This is a genomic window from Citrobacter sp. RHBSTW-00570 (genome assembly GCF_013739755.1).
In the GTDB taxonomy this organism is placed as follows: Bacteria; Pseudomonadota; Gammaproteobacteria; order Enterobacterales; family Enterobacteriaceae; genus Citrobacter; species Citrobacter braakii.
In genome coordinates, this window is sequence record NZ_CP056399.1 from 1,737,750 (window position 1) to 1,759,802 (window position 22,053).

Here is a 22,053-nt window from a genome sequence, read left to right on the forward strand (position 1 = left end):
TTGTTGCCGTCAGAACAAGGTCAATCCAATAACAAAAATGACGCCGGAGAAGAGCAGGGCGGTGATGCAGTACCCCATAATGTCGCGTACTCCGAGACCGGCGATGGCCAGCGCGGGTAGCGCCCAGAACGGTTGTGCCATGTTCATCCACTGCTCACCGTAGGCGATGGCCATCACCGACTTGCCGAGGTCCGCCCCCAGTGCCTGAGCGGCAGGCATGACGAACGGTCCCTGAATAACCCAATGGCCACCGCCGGATGGCACGGCAAAGTTAATCAGGGCTGAACTGAAGAAAGTCATCAGTGGGAAGGTATCTTTGTTGGCAACGTTGATGAAAAATTCAGTAATGAGCCCACCGAGGCCGGAGTGCTCCATCATCAACTGAATGCCGGCATAGAAGGGGAATTGCACCAGAATCCCGGCGGTACTCCGTGCGGCAGCACTAACGGCACGCATATAGGCCATCGGCGTTTTGTGCAGCAGCAGACCGGCAATCATAAACATCAGGTTGACGGTGTTGATGGTGATGTTGAAACCTTTCTCGGCAAAGTAGATACCCAGATAGGCAATCCCTAATGCACCGATGATCAGCGCCAGAATGCGGCTCTCTTCCAGTTTTTCAGATGGCGGCGCATCCGGCGGCAGTTTCTTTTGAAAATCAGCTTCTTCCAATAAAAGTTTTGGATCGATGCTCACCACATCTGAAGGTTTTGGCGTCATCATCCGGGTGATAAACGGCATCACCACAATCAGGCCGAGCGTGATGAAAATATTGAAGCCGGTGAACAGGGTATCCGCGACAGGAATGAGGCCCGCTACGTGCTCGACCGGGTTGCCAGGCGTTGCCGCCAGCAAAGGCATTGAGCCGGAGAAGCCGCCGCCCCAGGTCAGGAACCCGATGTAGGCGCAGGCAATCAGTAACGGATAATCGGAACCCGGTACCCGACGAGCAACTTCGCGGGCGAACATCGCCCCGACCACCAGACCAAATCCCCAGTTAATAACGCAGGCAACTGAACCAAAAAAAGTCACCAGCATGACGCCCTGAGCGGGGGTTTTGGCGGCGGATGCCGCCGTACGCAGCAGGCTTTTCACCGGCCCGGAACTGGCTAACGCATGGCCGGTTACGATGATCAGCGCCATCTGCATACCAAACGCCAGCAGGTTCCAGAAACCGTCACCCCAGAATTTCACCATGCTGATGGGGGTCTGCGGCGTTAACCACAGCGCGATGCCAAAGGTCAGCAACGTTAATAACATGGCGAAAATCAGTGGGTCGGGCAGCCAGCGGCTGACTACCCGTGTCATAAAGCGAGCGATGCGGCCAATCATGCGTCACCTCGCAGGATGCGCAGATCGTCGGCAATTTCAAACTGTGCTTCGGTTTTTTCACATAGCGTGGCGATGTCGCATCCTTCGATGATTTCAGTCAGCCACATCTTGCCATCTATAAAGCGGAATACAGCCAGCTCGGTGACCAGCATATGCACAGCATGCTGTGCAGTGAGCGGCATGGTGCATTGACGCAGGATTTTTGCGGAGCCGTCTTTTGCGCAATGCTCCATGGCGATAATGACTTTACGCGCACCGGTCACCAGATCCATTGCGCCACCCATGCCGGGCACCATCTTGCCGGGAACCACCCAGTTGGCGAGGTTTGCCTGCTCATCGACCTGCAACCCGCCAAGCACACAGGCATCAACATGACCACCGCGAATCAACGCGAACGACATGGCGCTATCAAACATCGCCGCGCCCGGCAAAATACCGCACGGTTGGCCGCCCGCGTTCACCAGGTCAGGATGGGCGGTGGTGACTGGGCCCAGTCCCAGAAAACCGTTCTCAGATTGCAGCGTAATGTGAATATCAGCAGGTAAGTAGTTAGCTACCATCGTTGGCAGGCCGATACCTAAGTTGACGATATCGCCATCGCGAAGTTCTTGCGCCACCCGGCGCGCAATACGTTGTTTAGCATCCATGATTAGCTCTCCTGTGGAATGACGATATGGTCGATAACGGCGCCGGGGGTCACAATCTGGTCAGGCTGCAGCTCCCCTGTTTCAACCATTTCGTCCGGTTCGACCAGCGTGATATCAGCGGCGAGGGCAATCAGAGGGTTAAAGTTACGGGCGCTGAGCTGGTAGGTGAGGTTGCCAAGCATGTCAGAGCGGTGGGCGCGAATAAGCGCTAAATCGGCGCGTAATGGGCGTTCAAGCAGCCAGGTTTTACCCTCAAGCGTCATGGTTTGCTTGCCTTCTTCCACGATGGTGCCAACGCCAGTGGGGGTCAGAAAGCCGCCAAGACCCGCGCCGCCGCAGCGAATCTGCTCGATCAGGGTACCTTGCGGAACCAGCTGTACATCCATCTCGCCGGCAATCATGCGACGACCGGTTTCCGGGTTTGTACCAATGTGCGAGGCAATCACTTTGCTCACCCGCCCATTGACGATCAGGGGGCCGATACCGGTATCGACAAAGGCGGTATCGTTAGCAATCAGTGTCAGATCTCTGACGCCGGATTCCAGCAGGGCTTCAACCAGACGAGGTGGTGTGCCAACGCCCATAAAACCACCGACCATGATGGTCATGCCGTCACGAAAGAAGCCCGCAGCGTCTTGTAAGGTAATCAGTTTTGTTTTCATTATGTTTCCCTTTTTGCATACTCCATTTTGGGTACGCTCAGGGAATTGCAAGCAAGGTGCCAGAATGACTAAAGAAACGTATTAATGTTTAGTTGATTGAATTTATTGGTTTATTTTTATGGTCTTGGTGAAAGGAGACCACGAGGGGTTATGCAGAATTTTGCGCAGTGTGCAAAATTCTGCATAGCAAATTTGCGTATCAGGAACCCGATGGGTCGATGCCGTACTCTTGTAATTTATACATTAAAGCGCGACGGCTAATTCCCAGCATCAGCGCCGTGCGGGTGCGATTGCCGTCCTGATTGTCGAGGACTTCGAGGATAATTCGTTTTTCCTCACGCTTAATCTCTTCTTTCAGATTGCGTTCCCCGGAGTAAGTCGGTTTTGTTTCTGTTGTGGCGCTAACCGGGTTGCGCAACGGGTCGGGGAGATCGTCGGCAAAGATCACCGCGCCGGTATTCATAACGACTGCACGTTCGATGACGTTTGACAGTTCGCGAATGTTACCGGGCCAGGGCCAGGCGGTGAGGATCGACATCGCCGTCGGGTCGATTTCGATAATATCCCGCTGATTTTCAGAGCTGAATTTTTGTAAAAAGTGGTTTGCTAATAAGGTAATATCTTCACGACGCTCGCGTAAGGGCGGCAAAGTCAGATGGATAACGTTGAGCCGGTAAAACAGGTCTTCGCGAAACGTTCCTTCCTTCACCATCGTTTGCAGACAGCGGTTGGTGGCGGCGACGATTCGAATGTCAACGCGAATGGTCTGGTGCCCGCCGATGCGTTCAAACTCCCTCTCCTGCAAAATGCGCAGCAGTTTGGCCTGCAGCACCAGCGGCATCTCGCCAATTTCATCAAGCAATAAAGTTCCCTGATGAGCGCGTTCGAACAATCCCTGGCGTAATGTCTGTGCCCCGGTAAACGCGCCTTTTTCGTGACCAAATAGCTCGCTTTCTAACAACGACTCCGGCAGAGCCGCGCAGTTAATTTTGATAAAGGGGCCATTGGCGCGTTTGCTGTTGTAGTGAATGGCGCGGGCGATCAGCTCTTTTCCTGTGCCGCTTTCACCGCTAATCAACACGTTTGCCTGGGAGAGGGCGATTTTCGCCGTGTCTTTACAGATATCCATCATACGCGGGCTGGTGGTCAGAATATGTCCCCACTGCCAGCTGGTGGTCAACGCTTTATGCAGATTGCGGATTTCCTGTTTCATCTCCTGCAGTTGCAATGCGCGTTGAATCACCATGCTTAGCTCGTCGAGATCAAAGGGCTTAATCACGTAGTCGAATGCGCCGCTACGTAAAGCTTCTACTGCGGTTTCTACTTCAGCGTAAGCGGTCATCAGAATGACGGGGATCCGTGGTTGCTGCGTGCGCATAACTTTCAGCGCGTCGATACCGTCCATCTCCGGCATGCGAATGTCCATCAGCACCACGTCTGGCTGCGTTTCGCTAAACAGGCTCAGCGCGGCTTTCCCGTCGCTGGCGCAATGTGTCTCATGCCCTTGCAGGGAAAATGCGGTGGCAAGCATACGGCGAACATTTTCTTCATCATCAACGATGAGAATACGATAGGTCGTTTTCATTCTGACGGATTTCCCTGCGGGTTAAGAGGTAAAATCAGAGTGAATATCGCCCCGCAGCCAGGCTGGCTGGTTACGTGGATATCCCCCTGATGCGCGTTGATGATGCGCTGGCTCAGCGCCAGTCCAAGACCGGTGCCTGATGCTTTTGTCGTAAAAAAGGGATCGAATATTTTCTTCTGTATGGCGAGATCGATACCGTTGCCATTATCTTCAATCATCACGGCCTGTTGCGAGGCCGAGTATTGCCAGGTACGGATGCGAATTTCGCCTCGCGCAGCGATCGCCTGCACCGCATTGATTAAAATATTGAGGATCACCTGTTTGAGAAGCTCGCGATCGGCGACGATCGGCGGCAGGCTGGGATCTAATTCCGTTGTAAAGGCGATCCGTGCCTGCAGGCCAGCGGTTTGCACCAGGATTAGCGTCTCTTCAATGAGCGCATTGAGCCGAATCTGTTGCCACTGGCTTTGTCGTGGGCGAGAGAAATCTAACAGTTGTTGAATAACTTTATTGATGGAATCAATTTCATTCAGCACAACAGATAAATATTCCTGATGTTCCGGCAGCGAGGTTTGCTGGCGGATGATCTGGACGTAGCCACGAATTGCAGTCAGCGGGTTTCGCACTTCATGCGCGACGCCGGCCATCAGCTCACCCAGGGTGGCAAGCCTTTCGGTTTGCGCCAGTCGACGCTGGGTCTCTTTACGGGCGGTTAAATCGGAGAAAATAACCAGCGCGCCAATCAGCTCGCCGTGTGCGTTATGGATCCGACTGGTGGTTACACTGATCTCAATGGTGCGTTCTCGTCCTGGAAAGCTAATCTCCTGGGCCACATGTTCAGTACCGTGCTCAAGGGTGTCCAGTACCGGGCTATAAAACTGCGTATTGGCAAAGAGCGTCGCATAGGGCTGTCCGACCAGCTCATGCAGCGTGTAGCCCGTTATCTGTTCTGCCGCCGGGTTCATGGTGGTAACGTCGCCTTGCCTGTCGATGGCGATCACGCCATCTGCGGCATTTTCAATGATCAGATCGTTAAGGGTTTTGGTTTCCCGTAGCGTTTGTGCCAGCGCATTGACGCTACGGCTGATTTGTCCCAACTCGCCGGGGAGTTCAGGCAGTCGGGTAGGGGTTTTTTGTGCCAGCGTGGAAAGCCCATCGGTGATGATGTCGATATTCGCACTGAGTCGGCGGGAGAAGTGCACGATGAGCAGCAGACTACAGATGAGCCCGGCAACCAGTACGGCAATAATCCTGACGTCCATTCTCCAGGCCTGCTGGCGGATATCTTCGGTGAGCTCATTGGCCCAGATATACCCAATAACCTCTCCCTGGCGCGCTATTGGGATCATCGAGTTGAGTATGTCGCCGCGAACCTGTCGCCCGGAATAGACCACAGGTGCGTTGCTACTCATCACTTCGCGTCCGGGATGATCCTCGGTGATGGTGATACCTACGTTGCCTTGGTAAAGCGCGGAGGGGGCGTAGGTGATAATGGCATCCAGCGCTTTGTGATAATACCCGGCGCCAATGCCGGGAAACGCTTGCGTAATGCGCTCGGTGATGGGGGCCAACTCTTGATTAAGCGCGCGAATGCGTGCTTCACGCGGCAAATTTGGGTAGTGACTAAAGCGGTCGCCCAGCGCATCGTTTAGCAGGGTTATCACCGATGACAGTTTTTTCTCTTTTTCAGATAAGACTGCTGAACGGCCTTCAGTTTCTACGATATAACCTATAGATATCGTCGGAATGATGACCATCAGGATGGCCATCATGATCATTTGGTTGCGTAATCGTCGTGGGTATAACCGACGAGCCAGCCATCTCAGGTCGCGCATTCTGACATCCGTGCAGTGTTTTTCAGGCAAACGACGATTATCACGGGTTAAGACAATGGTTTCAGAGCGGTGTATCATATTCCCGTAAAGAGAGGGCATTGCGACGCCGGACATTTACCGCTACCTTAACCACACTCTATTAATGCCCTGAGGCGGAGCTTCGCCCCTTTGAAATACCTTGCTTCCGTTCATTCAACGCTAAAAGTCTCACGCTATCTGTTCAGGGCGTTGGCGCTCCTGATCTGGGGGCTAATCGCATTTGCCTCCGTTTTCTACATCGTGAATGCGCTGCACCAGAGAGAGTCCGAGATTCACCAGGAGCTTAACCTCAGTTCCGATCAGGCCCAACGTTACATTCAGCGCACCTCTGATGTGATTAAAGAGCTGAAATATATCGCGGAGAATCGCTTAACGGCGGAAAACGGCGTGATGTCGTTGCGCGCGCGGGATGATAAAACCGCCGTGCCAAACTTCGAGCCGCTGTTTGCCGACTCCGACTGCTCGGTGATGGGCAACGCCTGGCGAGGTTCGCTGGAATCGCTGGCGTGGTTTATGCGCTACTGGCGGGATAACTTTTCCGCGGCCTATGATTTGAATCGTGTGTTCCTGATCGGCAGCGACAACCTTTGCATGGCCAATTTCGGTCTGCGTGATATGCCTGTCGAACGTGACGGGGCGTTGAAGGCGCTGCATGAGCGCATTATTAAGTATCGCAATGCACCGCAGGACGAAAACGGTAATAACCTGTTCTGGATTAGCCAGGGGCCGCGGCCGGGGATAGGCTATTTCTATGCGCTGACGCCGGTTTATCTCGCTAATCGCCTGCAGGCGCTGTTGGGTGTGGAACAGCCTATCCGCATGGAGAACTTTTTCACGCCGGGCAGTTTGCCGATGGGAGTGACCATCCTTGATGAAAATGGTCATGCGCTGATTTCGCTCACAGGCCCAGAGGGGAATATTAAGGCTGAACCTCGCTGGATGCAGGAGCGCTCCTGGTTTGGCTATACGTCGGGTTTTCACGAACTGGTGCTGAAGAAAAACCTGCCCCCGTCATCGCTAAGCATTGTTTATTCAGTACCGGTCGACCTGGTGCTGGAGCGGATCCGCATGATGATCCTGAACGCTATTCTGCTGAATGTGCTGGTTGGCGCGGCGTTATTTATGCTCACGCGCATGTATGAGCGGCGCATTTTTATTCCTGCGGAAAGCGATGCCCAGCGTCTGGAAGAGCACGAGCAGTTTAACCGTAAAATCGTGGCTTCTGCGCCGGTTGGGATTTGTATTCTGCGTACGATAGATGGCATTAACATCCTGAGTAATGAGCTGGCGCACACCTATCTCAATATGCTGACGCATGAAGACCGGCAACGGTTAACGCAAATTATCTGCGGCCAGCAGGTCAATTTTGTTGATGTGCTGACCAGCAACAATACCAATCTGCAAATCAGCTTTGTGCACTCGCGCTATCGTAATGAAAACGTGGCAATTTGTGTGCTGGTTGACATCAGCGCGCGCGTTAAAATGGAAGAGTCGTTGCAGGAGATGGCGCAGGCGGCGGAGCAGGCGAGCCAGTCCAAATCGATGTTCCTTGCGACGGTAAGCCACGAGCTGCGTACGCCGCTGTATGGCATTATCGGTAACCTTGATTTGTTGCAAACCAAAGAGTTACCCAACGGAGTGGATCGCCTGGTGACGGCGATGAACAACTCCTCCAGCCTGCTGTTGAAAATTATCAGCGATATTCTCGATTTCTCGAAAATTGAATCTGAACAGCTGAAGATTGAACCGCGCGAGTTTTCACCGCGTGAAGTAATGAATCATATTACGGCTAACTATCTGCCGCTGGTGGTTCGCAAACAGCTGGGGTTGTACTGCTTTATCGACCCGAATGTACCGGTGGCGCTTAATGGTGATCCGATGCGTTTGCAGCAGGTGATTTCCAATCTGCTGAGTAATGCTATCAAGTTTACCGATACCGGCTGCATTGTGCTGCACGTGCAGTGCAACGAAGACTATCTCAGTATTCGCGTGCGTGATACCGGGGTTGGGATCCCAGCCAAAGAGGTCGTCCGCTTGTTTGATCCTTTCTTCCAGGTGGGAACCGGCGTACAGCGTAATTTCCAGGGAACCGGGCTTGGTTTGGCTATCTGTGAAAAACTGATCAGCATGATGGATGGGGATATTTCCGTCGATTCTGAACCGGGAATGGGTAGCCAGTTTATGCTGCGTATTCCGCTTTATGGCGCGCAGTACCCGCTGAAAAAAGGTATCGAAGGGCTTGTCGGCAAACGTTGCTGGCTGGCGGTGCGTAACGCGTCGCTGTACCAGTTTATTGAATCCAGTCTGGCGCGTAACGGGATGACGGTGCAGTGCTATGAGGGACAGCAACCGGATGCGGATGATCTGCTGATTGCCGACGATGTGCTGGACCAGGCGTGGCAGGGACGCGCCGCGGTTATTTTCTGCCGTCGTCATATCGGTATTCCGCTGGAAAGGGTGCCCGGGGAGTGGGTGCACAGCGTGGCATCGCCTCACGAACTGCCCGCGCTGTTGGCGCATATCTACAGCCTTGAGCTGAGCAGTGAAGAGCTTTCAACGGCGTTGCCAGCCCCGGATAAAGTTGCTGCAACTAACGATGACATGATGATTCTGGTGGTCGACGATCATCCTATCAACAGGCGTTTACTGGCCGATCAGTTGGGATCGTTGGGGTATCAGTGTAAAACCGCGAATGACGGCGTGGACGCACTCAATGTACTGAGTAAAAACCATATCGACATCGTGCTGAGCGACGTTAACATGCCGAACATGGATGGTTATCGCCTGACCCAGCGTATTCGCCAGTTAGGATTAACCCTGCCGGTTGTCGGCGTGACGGCCAACGCGCTGGCTGAAGAGAAGCAGCGTTGTCTGGAGTCAGGTATGGATAGCTGTCTGTCTAAGCCGGTGACGTTAGATGTATTGAAGCAGACGCTGACGGTCTATGCGGAAAGAGTGAGAAAGGCGCGGGAATAAAAGAGGTCGGATGGGGGCATTTGCCTTATCCGGCCTACGGAACACGCACAACATCGTGTCATTCGTAGGCCTGATAAATGCCGTGCCATCAGGCACGTCGATGTTAAAAGAATTACTCTTTGTCTGACGGACTCAGCGTGACGGAAGAAAGGTAATTCAACAGGGCGATATCGTTTTCCACACCGAGTTTCATCATTGCCGACTTTTTCTGGCTGCTGATGGTTTTAATACTGCGGTTGAGTTTTTTCGCGATTTCAGTAACCAGGAAACCTTCGGCAAACAGGCGCAGAACTTCGCTCTCTTTCGGTGACAGACGTTTGTCGCCGTAACCGCTGGCGCTGATTTTTTCCAGCAGACGAGAAACGCTTTCCGGGGTGAATTTCTTACCCTTCTGCAGCGCGGCAAGCGCTTTCGGCAGATCTGTTGGCGCGCCTTGCTTCAGGACAATTCCTTCAATATCGAGATCCAGTACCGCGCTCAGGATTGCCGGGTTGTTGTTCATGGTGAGAACAATAATCGACAGGCTCGGGAAATGGCGCTTGATATACTTAATTAACGTGATCCCGTCACCGTATTTATCTCCCGGCATGGAGAGGTCGGTAATCAACACATGAGCATCTAACTTAGGCAAATTGTTGATCAGTGCAGTGGAGTCTTCAAATTCGCCGACAACGTTTACCCACTCGATTTGCTCAAGTGATTTACGAATACCGAACAGTACAATCGGGTGGTCATCGGCAATAATTACGTTCATAGTGTTCATGTATTGGGCTACCTTGCTACAGCAAGCTCTTGACGTAATCGTCAATGTCGCTGATGTATTTTTCTATACCTGGAGCATCTTTCTCTTGAATAAGATGTTCCAGCGCTTCACATAACTGCTTGCCGGGTACCAGATTAAGCATGGCAAACACGCCTTTCAGGCGATGGGCCGTTTGGGCTAACGCAGCGAAATCGCTGGTTGCTGCCTCAGTATACAACCTCTTAACATCATCCGGTACTGTGTCTACAAAGAGTGCATAGTAACCACTGGCATGAAGTTCGGCGTTTTCATCTCCGCCGAGGGGGAGTTCCTGGATCTCTTCTTGTGCCAGCTGCTCTTCTATCAGCTCGAGGACAGCTTCCTGCATAGCATTGCTCATATTAAAGTTGACGCGCAGCTGACCAGGGCCAATTTTCCGCACGCCAGACTCATCATCGCTTAAAAGAAGGCCTGAGGCAGTAAGATTAGACGGATTATCTGTTAAAAAGAGATCATATTCTTGACTATTCAACCGCTCATCAGGCGTGATGCAGGTTGCTCCCCAGTTCTCCAGTTGGCGTAATACGATGCTGCGTACGTCATTAGAGGTGACATCAACCATTATGCAGACGTCATCTAACAAACGCTCTTCACTTTCAGCATGTTGATCGTGCAGCGGCATTTTAACATGGACTATATAACGTGTTCCAAGTTCTTCCCGCGCTTTAATGTTCAGGTGTCCACCTAGCTTGCGGGCGAGCTGATCGCATAACCAGAACGTCAGCGGGTTGGCCTTGCTATACCGATCGCCCTGGGTGTCATTGATGAACGGGAAGTGCAGGTTATCAACTTCATTCAACGTGACACCTTGCCCGGTATCCAGAATGCGGAAGGTCAGGCGTTCAGTCTCCGACTCATCCTGGTCGACTTCCAGCGTGATTTTGCCAATTTGCGTGGTGGTTACCGCATATTGGATCAGCAACAGCAAAATACGGCGCAGGGCATCGCGGTCGCCGCGGCGTTCATCATGGGCGCTAAGGTGATTTTTAATCAGTAGCTGCAGCCCTTTACGTTTAATGGCTGGCAGAACCTCCGGAACCACGTCATCAATTAACGCCTGCACGGAAAACAGCGTCGATTCACTTTTCCAGGCGTCGCTTTCCAGCAGGTTGGCCAACTGGATTTCATCTACCATACGCACCAGAACGTCTGCCTGATTGGCCAGTTTCTGGCTGTCCGGGCTATTCAGTGCGGCAGCATTAGCGGCAAGTGTTTTCGCCGGGTCTTTCAGTGCGCTGCCGATATTCTGCATAAAGGCCGCCCGGGCCTGCTGGTTTTTCTCATACAGTCGCTGCGCTTGCTTCAGCTTCTTATTAACCAGCACTTCGCGGTCCTGGTCACGAATAATAAAGATCTGCGTTCTCGATGAGATCTGGCTGCGGAACAGCCGGATCTCATACAGCTCATTATTGATGGTGGCCTGAATCACCCCCTGATGCTGCTCCGCCATACTGGTAATGTTTTGCAAATTTAAATGCGGTAACAGGTGGTCGGCAATTTTATTGCTGATAACCGTGCGGTTTGCTTCTTGATCGTGCACCAGCAAGCCCAGAGGCAGCAAAGACACTATCTCTTCATTGATGGCGCGCAGAACACGCAGTTCATTATTTGCCGCAAGGTTTGGTGCCACTTCGGTGGAACGGGCAGGGAGGTGGCGAAAGGTGGTATAGCCAAACAGCGCCAGGGCCAACAAAGCAATGTTGAGTAACAGCGGCAGCAGAATGCTTTGTAAGGTGTCGAGCAGCAATGAGCCAAACGGAACCTGCCACACCAGCCGCATATCCGTTGAGTTTAGCGCCGAAGAGATCTCAATTTTACTGTTGTTGAAATTAATGCTGACGCTGTCAGGCGACTCTTTTTCATTCAGATGCTCGGTTGTTGACGTGGCATCTGGAACCAGATGGAAGCTGTCCAGCGGCATGCCGGGTGGGATCAAGTCATTAATCGGCAGGTCAAAGGCGACAACCGTTGCCAGATGTCCAGGCTGATTAAAGGTCGTGCGTAGCGTGAAGTAATGCCCGTTCTGCCACGCCAGACGGCGCAGTGAAGAGAAGCTTTCACGTTCATCCAGCGCATTGGCCTGTTGTAACATTTCCGCGCGCCGTGAATCGACAATATTACCAATCGTCGACTCTTTAAAACCGGAAGTCAGATCTTTTAGCGGCAACGTTGAGATAAGGATCAGGCTATTGTCCTGACCATTCAGGTAATACATAGACCACGGAACATTTTCCGCGCCCCACAGCGTATCAAGATAGGTTGAGATGCGTTGGGTCATCTCCAGCGTAGAACTGTCATGGGAACCGAAAATCAGCGCCTCGGTCTTTCTGCGCGGTTTCTCAAGATAATAGACGTCTTGTTTCAGACGCGTTTCCTGCAGTCCTTCTGCACCAGGTGAACTGGCCGTAGCGGCAATATTGTCATAGATTTGCCAGGTCACGTATCGCCAGGTATCGACCCTTTTATGAATGGCATGGGTGATATCGACAATCTGATAGCTCTTATCCTTTAACCAGGTGTTGACGGCGCTCTGGACCATAACGCCCATCATCACCAACAGCACAACGATCAGTAATAAGAAGAAACGGGTAATACTTCCCGGTAGCAGGGAGAATCGGGTAGAAGCCGTTGTGTCAGACTGACTCATTCGTGTTTATGACCTGTTAAACGACGCGAAAGATGATGGGGCAGTATAAAGGGTAATATATGAATTGCCACACTTACACCACGCCGGATGGCCCGCATTTTTTACGCTCCATTCTGTGCAGCCATCACAATGCAAAGGTGTACAGTGGATAAAGGCGGGTACAAATATTTGTACGGAATGTATACATTTAGCATTAAATAACAAGAAATTATTAATCAGATTTATATCTGAATACGACGCAATGAGATAGTTAATAGTTGTTATAGTTTTGCATCGGTAGCACAGAACGGTAAGTTTTGTGTAAAGAAGGGTAAAAAAAAACCGAACGCGAAGCATTCGGTTGAAATAGGGGTAAACAGACATTCATGAATGAATGACGGTAATAAATAAAGTTAATGATGATAGCGGGTCTATTTTAGTTGCGAGTGAAGATTTTGTTTTGTCATTCAGTGCTATAACTATTTTCAAGGTAACCTATTGATTTTAAATTTAATTAAAATAGTTCTTGATTATTTGTGCTTATTTTGCCTGTTTTTTGATTTTAAAAAAGTTCCCTCGTATTAATATTTTGAAACATCTATGCCGATAAATGAAACACCTTAAAAGTTTTAGTATCATATTCGTGTTGGATTATTCTGTGTTTTTGCGGAGAATGAAGTTGCCGACTGGTTAATGACCTTAATCAGTATGCAGTGGCATAAAAAAGCAATAAAGGCATATAACAGAGGGTTAATAACATGAAAGTTAAAGTACTGTCCCTCCTGGTACCAGCACTGCTGGTAGCAGGCGCAGCAAATGCGGCTGAAATTTATAACAAAGACGGCAACAAATTAGACCTGTACGGTAAAGTAGACGGTCTGCACTATTTCTCCGACAACAAAGGTGATGATGGTGATAAGACTTACATGCGTATTGGCTTCAAAGGCGAAACCCAGGTTAACGACCAACTGACCGGTTACGGCCAGTGGGAATACCAGATTCAAGGCAACCAGAGTGAATCCAGCAACGACGCCTGGACGCGTGTGGCATTCGCAGGCCTGAAATTCGCTGATGCAGGTTCTTTCGACTACGGTCGTAACTACGGTGTAACTTATGATGTAACGTCCTGGACCGACGTCTTGCCTGAATTCGGCGGTGACACCTACGGTGCGGACAACTTCATGCAGCAGCGTGGTAACGGTTATGCGACCTACCGTAATACAGATTTCTTTGGCTTGGTTGATGGTCTGAACTTTGCCCTGCAGTACCAGGGTAAAAACGGCAGCGTAAGCGGTGAAAACGAAGGTGGTCGTAGCCTGCTGACCCAGAATGGCGATGGTTACGGCGGCTCTCTGACTTACGATCTCGGCTCTGGCTTTGGTATCGGTGGTGCGATCACTACCTCTAAACGTACCGCTGATCAGAATGCTCTTGGCGTGTACGGTAACGGTGACCGTGCAACGGTTTATACCGGTGGTCTGAAATACGACGCTAACAACGTTTACCTGGCTGCACAGTACTCCCAGTCCTATAACGCAACCCGTTTCGGTACCTCTAACGGTAGCAACCGGACTGCTGCATATGGCTTCGCAGATAAAGCACAGAACTTTGAAGTTGTGGCACAGTACCAGTTCGATTTCGGTCTGCGTCCTTCCGTGGCTTACCTGCAGTCAAAAGGCAAAGACATCAGCAATGGCTTCACCAACTACGGTGACCAGGATATCGTGAAATATGTTGATGTTGGCGCGACTTACTACTTCAACAAAAACATGTCTACCTATGTTGATTACAAAATCAACCTGCTGGATGACAATGCGTTTACCCAGGCAGCAGGTATTGCTACCGATGATATCGTAGCGCTGGGTCTGGTTTACCAGTTCTAATCTGCGCTCATGTCGTTAAAAGGCCCTGCGGGGCCTTTTTTAATGCCGTTTTTTCGTCGTACAAACAACGATTTTTGGTGTACTCTTGCGCCCGTTCGCATGAGGATAATTACGTATGGAAGTGAATTTCTATCGCGCAGCACTACTGGCTGTGACGATCTTTTTTGTCGGGTGCGATGAAGCCCCGAAACCTGCCCAGACCACACAACCTGCCACCGTTCTGGAAGGTAAAACCATGGGCACTTTCTGGCGGGTCAGTGCGGTGGGCGTAGATGCCAAACGCGCCGGGGAACTGCAGGCGAAGATCCAGGCTCAGCTGGATGCCGACGATCAGCTTCTCTCTACCTATAAAAATGATTCTGCGTTAATGCGCTTTAACCTGTCGAAAAGCCTGTCGCCATGGCCGGTTAATGATGCTATGGCCGATATCGTGACTTCGGCGCTACGCATTGGCGCAAAAACCGGTGGGGCCATGGATATTACCGTGGGTCCGTTGGTCAATCTGTGGGGCTTTGGCCCGGATCAGCAACCGGTGCATATTCCTACGCAGGCGCAAATTGACGCCGCAAAAGCGCAAACCGGGCTTTCACATCTGAAGGTTGTTAATGAGGCGCATCGGAACTACCTGCAAAAAGATTTGCCCGAGCTGTACGTGGATCTCTCGACCGTTGGCGAAGGTTATGCCGCCGATCATCTGGCACGATTAATGGAGCAGGAAGGGATCGCCCGTTATCTGGTATCCGTTGGTGGAGCATTGAACAGCCGCGGTATGAATGCAGACGGGCTTTCGTGGCGAGTCGCGATTCAGAAACCGACCGATCGCGAAAACGCGGTGCAGGCGATCGTCGACATTAACGGGCATGGCATTAGCACCTCCGGCAGCTACCGTAACTATTATGAGCTGGACGGTAAGCGCCTTTCCCATGTTATTGATCCGCAAACCGGTCGTCCGATTGAACACAACCTGGTATCTGTAACGGTAATCGCACCAACGGCGCTGGAGGCTGACGGTTGGGATACCGGATTGATGGTTCTCGGCCCGGAAAAGGCCAAAGAGGTGGTGCGTCGTGAAGGACTCGCGGTCTATATGATTATAAAAGAGGGCGAGGGGTTTAAAACCTGGATGTCGCCGCAGTTTAAAAGCTTCCTGCTCAGCGAAAAAAATTAAAAAGCAAGATTGCGGGTTTTTGTATCCGGCTATGAGGACACACTGAGGCTAAGCGCTATGCTTAACAAAGGAGTCCATAATGAAAAATCGTATATGCATAACTGATGATGACCGCTGGCAGTCCGTTGTGGATCGTGACGCCGACGCTGACGGTCAGTTTGTTTTCGCCGTCCAGACTACCGGCATTTTCTGCCGTCCGTCCTGTCGGGCGAAACATGCCCTGCGCAAAAATGTCAGTTTCTTTGCCGATGCCCGGCAGGCGCTGGCCGCCGGTTTTCGTCCCTGTAAACGTTGTCAGCCGGATAAAGACAGCGCCCACCAGCATCGGCTGGAGAAAATAGCCCACGCCTGCCAGTTGCTGGAGCAGGAATCTCCCCTCACGTTGGACGAGCTGGCGCAGCAGGTGGCGATGAGCCCGTATCACTTACATCGCCTGTTCAAAGCCACAACGGGCATGACCCCCAAAGCGTGGCAGCAGTCCTGGCGCGCCCGTCGTCTGCGCGATGCGCTGGCGAAAGGCGTTCCGGTAACGCAGGCAATTCTCAACGCCGGATTTCCCGACAGCAGCAGCTACTACCGAAAAGCGGATCAGACGTTAGGCATGACCGCAAAGCAATTTCGTAAAGGTGGTGACAACGTTTCTGTACGCTATACCCTGGCAGATTGCACTCTGGGTCGCTGTCTGGTGGCGGAAAGCGAACGTGGTATCTGCGCGATCTTACTTGGTGATGATGACGCTACGTTGGTTGCGGATCTGCATGAGCTGTTTCCGGCCGCTCAGGATGTGCCAGCAGATACCGATTTTCAGCAGCGCGTGCGCGAAGTGATCGCCGCAATCAATGCGCGTGACGCGCCGTTATCGCTGCCGCTGGATATCCGGGGAACCGCATTTCAGCAGCAGGTGTGGCAGGCGTTGCGCGCAATTCCGTGCGGCGAAACGATGAGCTACCAGCAACTGGCCAGCGCCATTGGCAAACCGAAGGCGGTGCGTGCGGTGGCCAGCGCCTGTGGGGCGAATAAACTGGCAATCGTCATCCCGTGTCACCGGGTGATCCGCGGCGATGGCGCGCTTTCGGGCTACCGGTGGGGCATTGCGCGCAAAGCACAGTTACTGCAACGTGAAACGACTGGCGAGGAAACATAATGCTCGATCTCTTTGCGGATGCGAAACCCTGGCAGGAGCCGCTGGCGTCAGGCGCGGTTATTCTGCGACGCTTCGCTTTTGACTGCGCACCGTCTCTGCTGCAGGCGATAGCGGCTATCGCCAGACAGTCGCCGTTTCGCCAGATGGTGACGCCCGGCGGCTACACGATGTCGGTGGCAATGACCAACTGCGGTCGTCTGGGTTGGACAACGGATCAACATGGTTACCTTTATTCTCCTTTTGATCCGCTAACCGGCGCGCACTGGCCGCCGCTGCCGGATGCATTCGCTGACCTGTGCCAACAGGCAGCGACGGCGGCGGGCTATGCTGATTTTCAACCCGATGCTTGTCTGATTAACCGCTACACGCCAGGGGCAAAACTGTCCTTACATCAGGATAAAGACGAGCCCGACCTGCGGGCGCCGATTGTCTCGGTGTCGCTAGGGTTGCCGGCCATCTTTCAATTTGGCGGCTTGCGCCGTAATGACCCCTTAAAGCGTTTGCTGCTGGAACATGGCGATGTGGTGGTGTGGGGCGGTACTTCGCGGCTGTTTTATCATGGGATCCAGCCGCTTAAGACGGGGTATCATCCGTTGACCGGAGACTGTCGCTACAATCTGACGTTTCGTCAGGCGGGTAAAAAAGAATAAAAATAAGAATTATTATTGCTGTCAGCGAAGAGATGTTTAAACTGCGGGCTGTTATTACTTGTCCGGGTTGTTCGCATGGAACTTTTACTTCTTGTCTGGCGGCAGTATCGCTGGCCATTTATCAGCGTCATGGCGCTCAGCCTCGCCAGCGCTGCGTTGGGGATTGGGCTGATTGCGTTTATCAACCAGCGTCTGATTGAAACGGTCGACACCACGCTGATGGTGCTGCCGGAGTTTCTTGGCCTGCTGCTGCTATTGATGGTTGTCACTCTCGGCTCTCAGCTGGCGTTGACCACGCTCGGCCACCACTTTGTCTACCGCCTGCGTAGCGAATTTATCAAACGTATTCTGGATACCCACGTCGAGCGTATTGAACTGCTTGGCAGCGCCTCGTTGCTGGCCGGTTTAACCAGCGATATTCGCAACATCACCATCGCATTTGTTCGTCTGCCTGAGCTGGTGCAGGGGATTATCCTGACCATCGGGTCGGCGGCGTATCTGGCGATGCTGTCGACCAAAATGCTGCTGGTGACGGCTATCTGGATGGCAATCACCATCTGGGGGGGATTTGTGCTGGTGGCGCGGGTGTATAAGCACATGGCTACCCTGCGCGAAACCGAAGACAAGTTGTACAACGATTATCAGACGGTGCTGGAAGGGCGCAAAGAGCTGACGCTCAACCGCGAGCGCGCCGAGCATATCTTTAATCAGATGTACGTCCCGGATGCCAAAGAGTACCGTCACCATATTATTCGCGCCGATACCTTCCACCTGAGCGCGGTCAACTGGTCAAACATTATGATGCTGGGCGCCATTGGCCTGGTGTTCTGGATGGCGAATAGTCTGGGCTGGGCGGATACCGCCGTGGCGGCGACTTACTCACTGACGCTGTTATTCTTGCGTACGCCGCTGCTCTCTGCCGTTGGCGCGCTACCGACCCTGCTCACTGCGCAGGTGGCTTTCAACAAGCTGAATAAATTCGCACTGGCACCTTTTAAGGCCGAATTCCCGCGCCCAACCGCTTTTCCAAACTGGCAAACGCTGGAACTGCGTAACGTGGTTTTCCACTATCAGGATAATGCCTTTTCCGTAGGGCCGGTCAATCTGACGATTCATCGCGGTGAACTGATCTTCCTGATTGGCGGCAACGGCAGCGGGAAATCTACGCTGGCGATGTTACTGACCGGGCTATACCAGCCGCAGTCAGGTGAAATTTTGCTTGATGGTAAGGCCGTGGCCGTTGAAAAGCCGGAAGATTATCGCAAGCTGTTTTCCGCCGTGTTTACCGACGTCTGGCTGTTCGACCAACTGCTGGGGCCGGAAGGTAAAGAAGCCAATCCGCAGCTGGTAGCGAAGTGGCTGGAACATCTAAAGATGGGTCACAAGCTGGAGATGAACGATGGCCGCATCCTCAATCTGAAGCTGTCGAAAGGGCAGAAGAAACGCGTGGCGCTGCTGCTGGCTCTGGCGGAGGAGCGCGACATCATTCTGCTGGATGAATGGGCTGCCGATCAGGATCCCCATTTCCGTCGTGAGTTCTATCAGGTCCTGTTACCGCTGATGCAAGAAATGGGTAAAACTATCTTCGCCATTAGCCATGACGATCACTATTTTATTCACGCCGATCGTCTGCTGGAAATGCGTAACGGACAGTTGAGTGAACTGCTGGGCGATGAGCGTGATGCCGCCTCGCGTGACGCGGTGGCTCGCACCGCATGATCCCACATGCCGCTGGTTTTTTATCCACCCGGCGGCACTGTTTATTGTTATTTACATAAATCGGCATCATGATTAATGATATTTCATATCATGGATTTATGATTAATGCCTGTAACAAACAAAAACAGCGCCAGACTGCGTGATGAAGAGCGTGCGCGTCTTATCTGGCTGCTGACCACTGATAAAGCCGTTGTTTCAACGCTATTGGGCAAGCTTACCCTGGCTGAGCAATATGACGTCGGCACGTTAGCCGACGATATTGCTGAGGTAGGGGCGCTGGTCGCCCACCTGCCGCCGCCCGATCTGGCGGATACCCTCGAAGCATTACCTTCTGAAGAGCGTCACGCCCTTTGGCGGCTGGTCGAAAGTGAAAAGCGCGGTAACGTCCTGCTTGAGGCGTCTGAAAACGTCTGGGACGACCTGATCGATGAGATGAGCGACCGTGAGCTGCTGGATGCGTTGCAATACCTTGATATCGACGAACAGATTTATCTGGTTCAGCACCTCCCTCGTAACCTCACGGGTCGACTGCTGGCGACGTTACCGGCCGAGGAGCGGGCGCGCGTCCGCCAGGTGCTGCACTACGAGAAGAATCGCGTCGGTGCGATTATGGAGTTCGAAGTTATCACCGTGCGTCCGGACGTGACGCTGGAAGTGGTGCAACGCTACCTGCGACGGCTGGGAAAAATGCCGGAGAACACCGATAAACTCTTCGTGACCGACCGCAATAAAGTGCTGGTCGGGGAACTGACGCTCACCTGTATTCTGCTCAATGACGTGCAGCGAAAAGTCAGCGAGGTGATGGAAGATGATCCGCTCACCTTTTCTCCGGAAGATATCGCCGAACACGCCGCGCGAACCTTTGAACGTGACGACCTGGTCAGTGCCGCGGTCGTTGACTCTTCAGGTAAACTGATGGGCCGTTTAACCATCGATGAGATCGTCGATGTGGTCTATGAAGAAACCGATACCGATCTGCGTCGAATGGGCGGCTTAAGCGCCGGAGAGGATGTGTTTGCCCCCGTCACGAAAGCGGTAAAAACCCGCTGGGCGTGGTTGGCCGTTAACCTTTGTACCGCCTTTATCGCTTCGCGAGTGATCGACGGCTTTGAACATACAATTTCGCAACTGGTCGCGCTGGCCTCGCTGATGCCGATTGTGGCGGGGATCGGCGGCAACACCGGGAATCAAACCATCACCATGATTGTTCGCGCGCTGGCGCTACAAAATATTCAGCCGGGAAACCTGACGTTTTTGATCCTGCGCGAAATGGGCGTGGCGTTGATTAATGGCCTCGTGTGGGGCGGAATTATGGGCGGCATTACCTGGTGGCTGTACGATGACATGGCGCTCGGCGGCGTAATGACCCTGGCGATGATGCTCAATTTGCTGATGGCGGCGTTGATGGGCGTTATTATTCCGATGACGATGGTGAAGCTCGGGCGCGACCCGGCGGTCGGCTCGAGCGTCATGATTACGGCAATCACCGATACCGGTGGTTTCTTTATTTTTCTCGGTCTGGCAACGCTGTTTCTGATGTAGCCGCACGTTTGCCTCTGACGATACGCGGCAGAATGAGCATCGTCATCACCCCGGCAACCACGCCAAGCGCCAGGTTGCCGGTTGACACCGTTGCCGCGACGGTCATCAGCATCACCAGCGTTTCAGTAACGGGGAGTTGCCGCAGCGTAGCGGGCTGGATGCTGTGCCAACTGAAGGTTTTCACCGCCACAATCACCATAATTCCCGCCAGCACCGACATGGGGATTTTCGCCATTACTTCGCTTAACGCAGTGACCAGCAACAACAGCACCAGCCCGGCGGCGACCGTCGAGACGCGGCTGCGTCCTTTGCCCATCTCGACGTTAACGATGGTTTGACCAATCATCGCACACCCGGCGATGCCGCCATAAAAACCGGCCAGAATATTGGCTATCCCCAGCCCGGCGCTCTCGCGATTCTTATTCGACGGCGTAACCGTCAGGTCATCCACCAGACGGGCGGTTAACAGCGACTCCATTAATCCGACAAAAGCGATGCTCAGCGCGCAGGGCCAGATAATCGCCAGCGTTTGCAGGTTGAGCGGTACCAATAACTGCGTGAATCCCGGCAGGCCGCCGCGCATTGAACCTTCGTCACCGACGGTCGGTAATAGTTGTCCGCTGGTGACAGTGAACACCGTCAGCAGCACGATGGCGATAAGCGGCGCGGGGATCGCTTTAATAAACCGCGGAACCCACAGCACAATCAGCAGGGTCAGGACAAACAGCCCCCAGATTAGCGGGCTTTTACCCCAGAAATGCGGGACTTGGGCAAAGAAAATCAAAATACCCAGCGCGTTCACAAAACCGGTCATGACGGCTGTAGGAATGAATCGCATTAGACGCGCCATCCCCAATACGCCAAACAGGATCTGAATAATCCCGGCCAGCACCACCGCAGGCAGGATGTACTGGACGCCGTGTTGATGCACCATCGGGCCAATCACCAGCGCGACCGATCCTGCCGCTGCGGTAACCATTGCCGGACGGCCACCTAAAAATGACATTGCCAGGCACAGTACGACTGAGGCTATCAGGCTGACTTTAGGATCGACGCCGGCGATAACGGAAAAAGAGATCACTTCCGGGATCAGCGCCAGGGCGGTTACCACACCGGCCAGCGTTTCGCGAACCAGTAAACGGGGTTGGCGCAGCACTGCGCGCGTCGCGTGCTCCGCTACTGCGACAGAGGAGGGTTGAGTGGCAGACATCGTTACTCTTAGGTCAAAAATGGCCCGATACAGCAGACCGACAGGCATCCGTGCGGTGAATAGCAAAGCGCAGCATAGTACCTGTCTGACGGACCGGTTTCCAGAAATGATTGTCAATAACCGTATAAACTATCAACGTATTAATAACATTTTTAAAAATTAAATATAATTTATAAACAATATTTAAATATTTTTACTTAAGTGTTACCGTTGATGCCGCTCGATTTTCACCT

The 22,053-nt window shown here is 52.7% G+C and carries 14 protein-coding genes and 1 pseudogene; 7 read left to right on the forward strand and 8 right to left on the reverse strand.

Going from position 1 to position 22,053, the window contains the following annotated elements:
- Window positions 1-9 precede the first annotated feature (9 nt).
- From HV237_RS08155 to atoS, 5 genes are all read right to left on the reverse strand, one after another.
- Complete coding sequence (locus HV237_RS08155) at window positions 10-1,332, reverse strand: TIGR00366 family protein (RefSeq protein WP_016153794.1); 1,323 nt, start codon at window positions 1,330-1,332, stop codon at window positions 10-12.
- Window positions 1,329-1,979, reverse strand: coding sequence for a 3-oxoacid CoA-transferase subunit B (locus tag HV237_RS08160; RefSeq protein WP_016153793.1), 651 nt, complete (start codon window positions 1,977-1,979; stop codon window positions 1,329-1,331). The genes HV237_RS08155 and HV237_RS08160 overlap by 4 nt, the downstream gene beginning before the upstream one ends.
- Window positions 1,980-1,981: 2 nt before the next feature.
- On the reverse strand, window positions 1,982-2,641 hold the full coding sequence (gene atoD / locus HV237_RS08165) for an acetate CoA-transferase subunit alpha (RefSeq protein WP_016157020.1): 660 nt from the start codon (window positions 2,639-2,641) through the stop codon (window positions 1,982-1,984).
- Window positions 2,642-2,840: 199 nt separating this feature from the next.
- Window positions 2,841-4,226 carry an acetoacetate metabolism transcriptional regulator AtoC gene (gene atoC, locus HV237_RS08170; protein WP_047359203.1) on the reverse strand — a complete coding sequence of 462 codons (1,386 nt, stop codon included), beginning with the start codon at window positions 4,224-4,226 and terminating at the stop codon, window positions 2,841-2,843.
- Complete coding sequence (gene atoS / locus HV237_RS08175; protein WP_032947136.1) at window positions 4,223-6,061, reverse strand: two-component system sensor histidine kinase AtoS; 1,839 nt, start codon at window positions 6,059-6,061, stop codon at window positions 4,223-4,225. The genes atoC and atoS overlap by 4 nt, the downstream gene beginning before the upstream one ends.
- A 168-nt stretch (window positions 6,062-6,229) precedes the next feature.
- Between atoS and rcsC the strand changes: the two genes are divergently transcribed.
- Window positions 6,230-9,076 (forward strand): two-component system sensor histidine kinase RcsC, encoded by a 2,847-nt coding sequence (gene rcsC, locus HV237_RS08180; RefSeq protein WP_016157017.1) that lies wholly within the window; start codon window positions 6,230-6,232, stop codon window positions 9,074-9,076.
- Between the two features lie 112 nt (window positions 9,077-9,188).
- Here the strand turns inward: rcsC and rcsB are convergent, their stop codons facing one another.
- A complete protein-coding gene (gene rcsB / locus HV237_RS08185; protein ID WP_003027592.1) occupies window positions 9,189-9,839 on the reverse strand; it encodes a response regulator transcription factor RcsB in 651 nt (216 codons plus the stop codon).
- A 16-nt stretch (window positions 9,840-9,855) separates the two neighbouring features.
- Window positions 9,856-12,525, reverse strand: coding sequence for a phosphotransferase RcsD (gene rcsD / locus HV237_RS08190; RefSeq protein WP_047359202.1), 2,670 nt, complete (start codon window positions 12,523-12,525; stop codon window positions 9,856-9,858).
- A gap of 737 nt (window positions 12,526-13,262) precedes the next feature.
- Between rcsD and HV237_RS08195 the strand changes: the two genes are divergently transcribed.
- The 6 genes and pseudogenes from HV237_RS08195 to mgtE all read left to right on the forward strand — a co-directional run bounded on the left by HV237_RS08195 (window position 13,263) and on the right by mgtE (window position 20,610).
- Window positions 13,263-14,387 (forward strand): porin OmpC, encoded by a 1,125-nt coding sequence (locus HV237_RS08195; RefSeq protein ID WP_016157015.1) that lies wholly within the window; start codon window positions 13,263-13,265, stop codon window positions 14,385-14,387.
- A gap of 115 nt (window positions 14,388-14,502) precedes the next feature.
- Window positions 14,503-15,555 carry an FAD:protein FMN transferase ApbE gene (apbE, locus tag HV237_RS08200; protein ID WP_016153786.1) on the forward strand — a complete coding sequence of 351 codons (1,053 nt, stop codon included), beginning with the start codon at window positions 14,503-14,505 and terminating at the stop codon, window positions 15,553-15,555.
- Window positions 15,556-15,634: 79 nt separating this feature from the next.
- On the forward strand, window positions 15,635-16,699 hold the full coding sequence (gene ada, locus HV237_RS08205; protein WP_047359201.1) for a bifunctional DNA-binding transcriptional regulator/O6-methylguanine-DNA methyltransferase Ada: 1,065 nt from the start codon (window positions 15,635-15,637) through the stop codon (window positions 16,697-16,699).
- A pseudogene (gene alkB, locus HV237_RS08210) lies at window positions 16,699-17,389 on the forward strand (DNA oxidative demethylase AlkB). Before ada ends, alkB begins: the two are co-directional and overlap by 1 nt.
- A gap of 35 nt (window positions 17,390-17,424) precedes the next feature.
- Window positions 17,425-19,068, forward strand: coding sequence for a multidrug ABC transporter permease/ATP-binding protein (locus HV237_RS08215; protein WP_047359200.1), 1,644 nt, complete (start codon window positions 17,425-17,427; stop codon window positions 19,066-19,068).
- 105 nt (window positions 19,069-19,173) lie between these two features.
- Window positions 19,174-20,610 carry a magnesium transporter gene (gene mgtE, locus HV237_RS08220; protein ID WP_016153782.1) on the forward strand — a complete coding sequence of 479 codons (1,437 nt, stop codon included), beginning with the start codon at window positions 19,174-19,176 and terminating at the stop codon, window positions 20,608-20,610.
- On the opposite strand, the gene HV237_RS08225 is transcribed toward mgtE, so the two are convergent.
- Complete coding sequence (locus tag HV237_RS08225; protein ID WP_047359199.1) at window positions 20,573-21,820, reverse strand: SulP family inorganic anion transporter; 1,248 nt, start codon at window positions 21,818-21,820, stop codon at window positions 20,573-20,575. The two genes, mgtE and HV237_RS08225, sit on opposite strands and share 38 nt — an antisense overlap.
- Between the last annotated feature and the right edge of the window lie 233 nt (window positions 21,821-22,053).

Excerpts from the sequence above, each read along its gene's own strand:
- atoS (WP_032947136.1), bottom strand. The coding sequence starts at position 6,061 with ATGCGCGACCTGAGATGGCTGGCTCGTCGGTTATACCCACGACGATTA.
- apbE (WP_016153786.1), top strand. The coding sequence starts at position 14,503 with ATGGAAGTGAATTTCTATCGCGCAGCACTACTGGCTGTGACGATCTTT.
- atoC (WP_047359203.1), bottom strand. The coding sequence starts at position 4,226 with ATGAAAACGACCTATCGTATTCTCATCGTTGATGATGAAGAAAATGTT.
- HV237_RS08225 (WP_047359199.1), bottom strand. The coding sequence starts at position 21,820 with ATGTCTGCCACTCAACCCTCCTCTGTCGCAGTAGCGGAGCACGCGACG.
- HV237_RS08195 (WP_016157015.1), top strand. The coding sequence starts at position 13,263 with ATGAAAGTTAAAGTACTGTCCCTCCTGGTACCAGCACTGCTGGTAGCA.
- HV237_RS08155 (WP_016153794.1), bottom strand. The coding sequence starts at position 1,332 with ATGATTGGCCGCATCGCTCGCTTTATGACACGGGTAGTCAGCCGCTGG.
- HV237_RS08215 (WP_047359200.1), top strand. The coding sequence starts at position 17,425 with ATGGAACTTTTACTTCTTGTCTGGCGGCAGTATCGCTGGCCATTTATC.
- atoD (WP_016157020.1), bottom strand. The coding sequence starts at position 2,641 with ATGAAAACAAAACTGATTACCTTACAAGACGCTGCGGGCTTCTTTCGT.
- ada (WP_047359201.1), top strand. The coding sequence starts at position 15,635 with ATGAAAAATCGTATATGCATAACTGATGATGACCGCTGGCAGTCCGTT.
- mgtE (WP_016153782.1), top strand. The coding sequence starts at position 19,174 with ATGCCTGTAACAAACAAAAACAGCGCCAGACTGCGTGATGAAGAGCGT.
- HV237_RS08160 (WP_016153793.1), bottom strand. The coding sequence starts at position 1,979 with ATGGATGCTAAACAACGTATTGCGCGCCGGGTGGCGCAAGAACTTCGC.
- rcsB (WP_003027592.1), bottom strand. The coding sequence starts at position 9,839 with ATGAACACTATGAACGTAATTATTGCCGATGACCACCCGATTGTACTG.
- rcsD (WP_047359202.1), bottom strand. The coding sequence starts at position 12,525 with ATGAGTCAGTCTGACACAACGGCTTCTACCCGATTCTCCCTGCTACCG.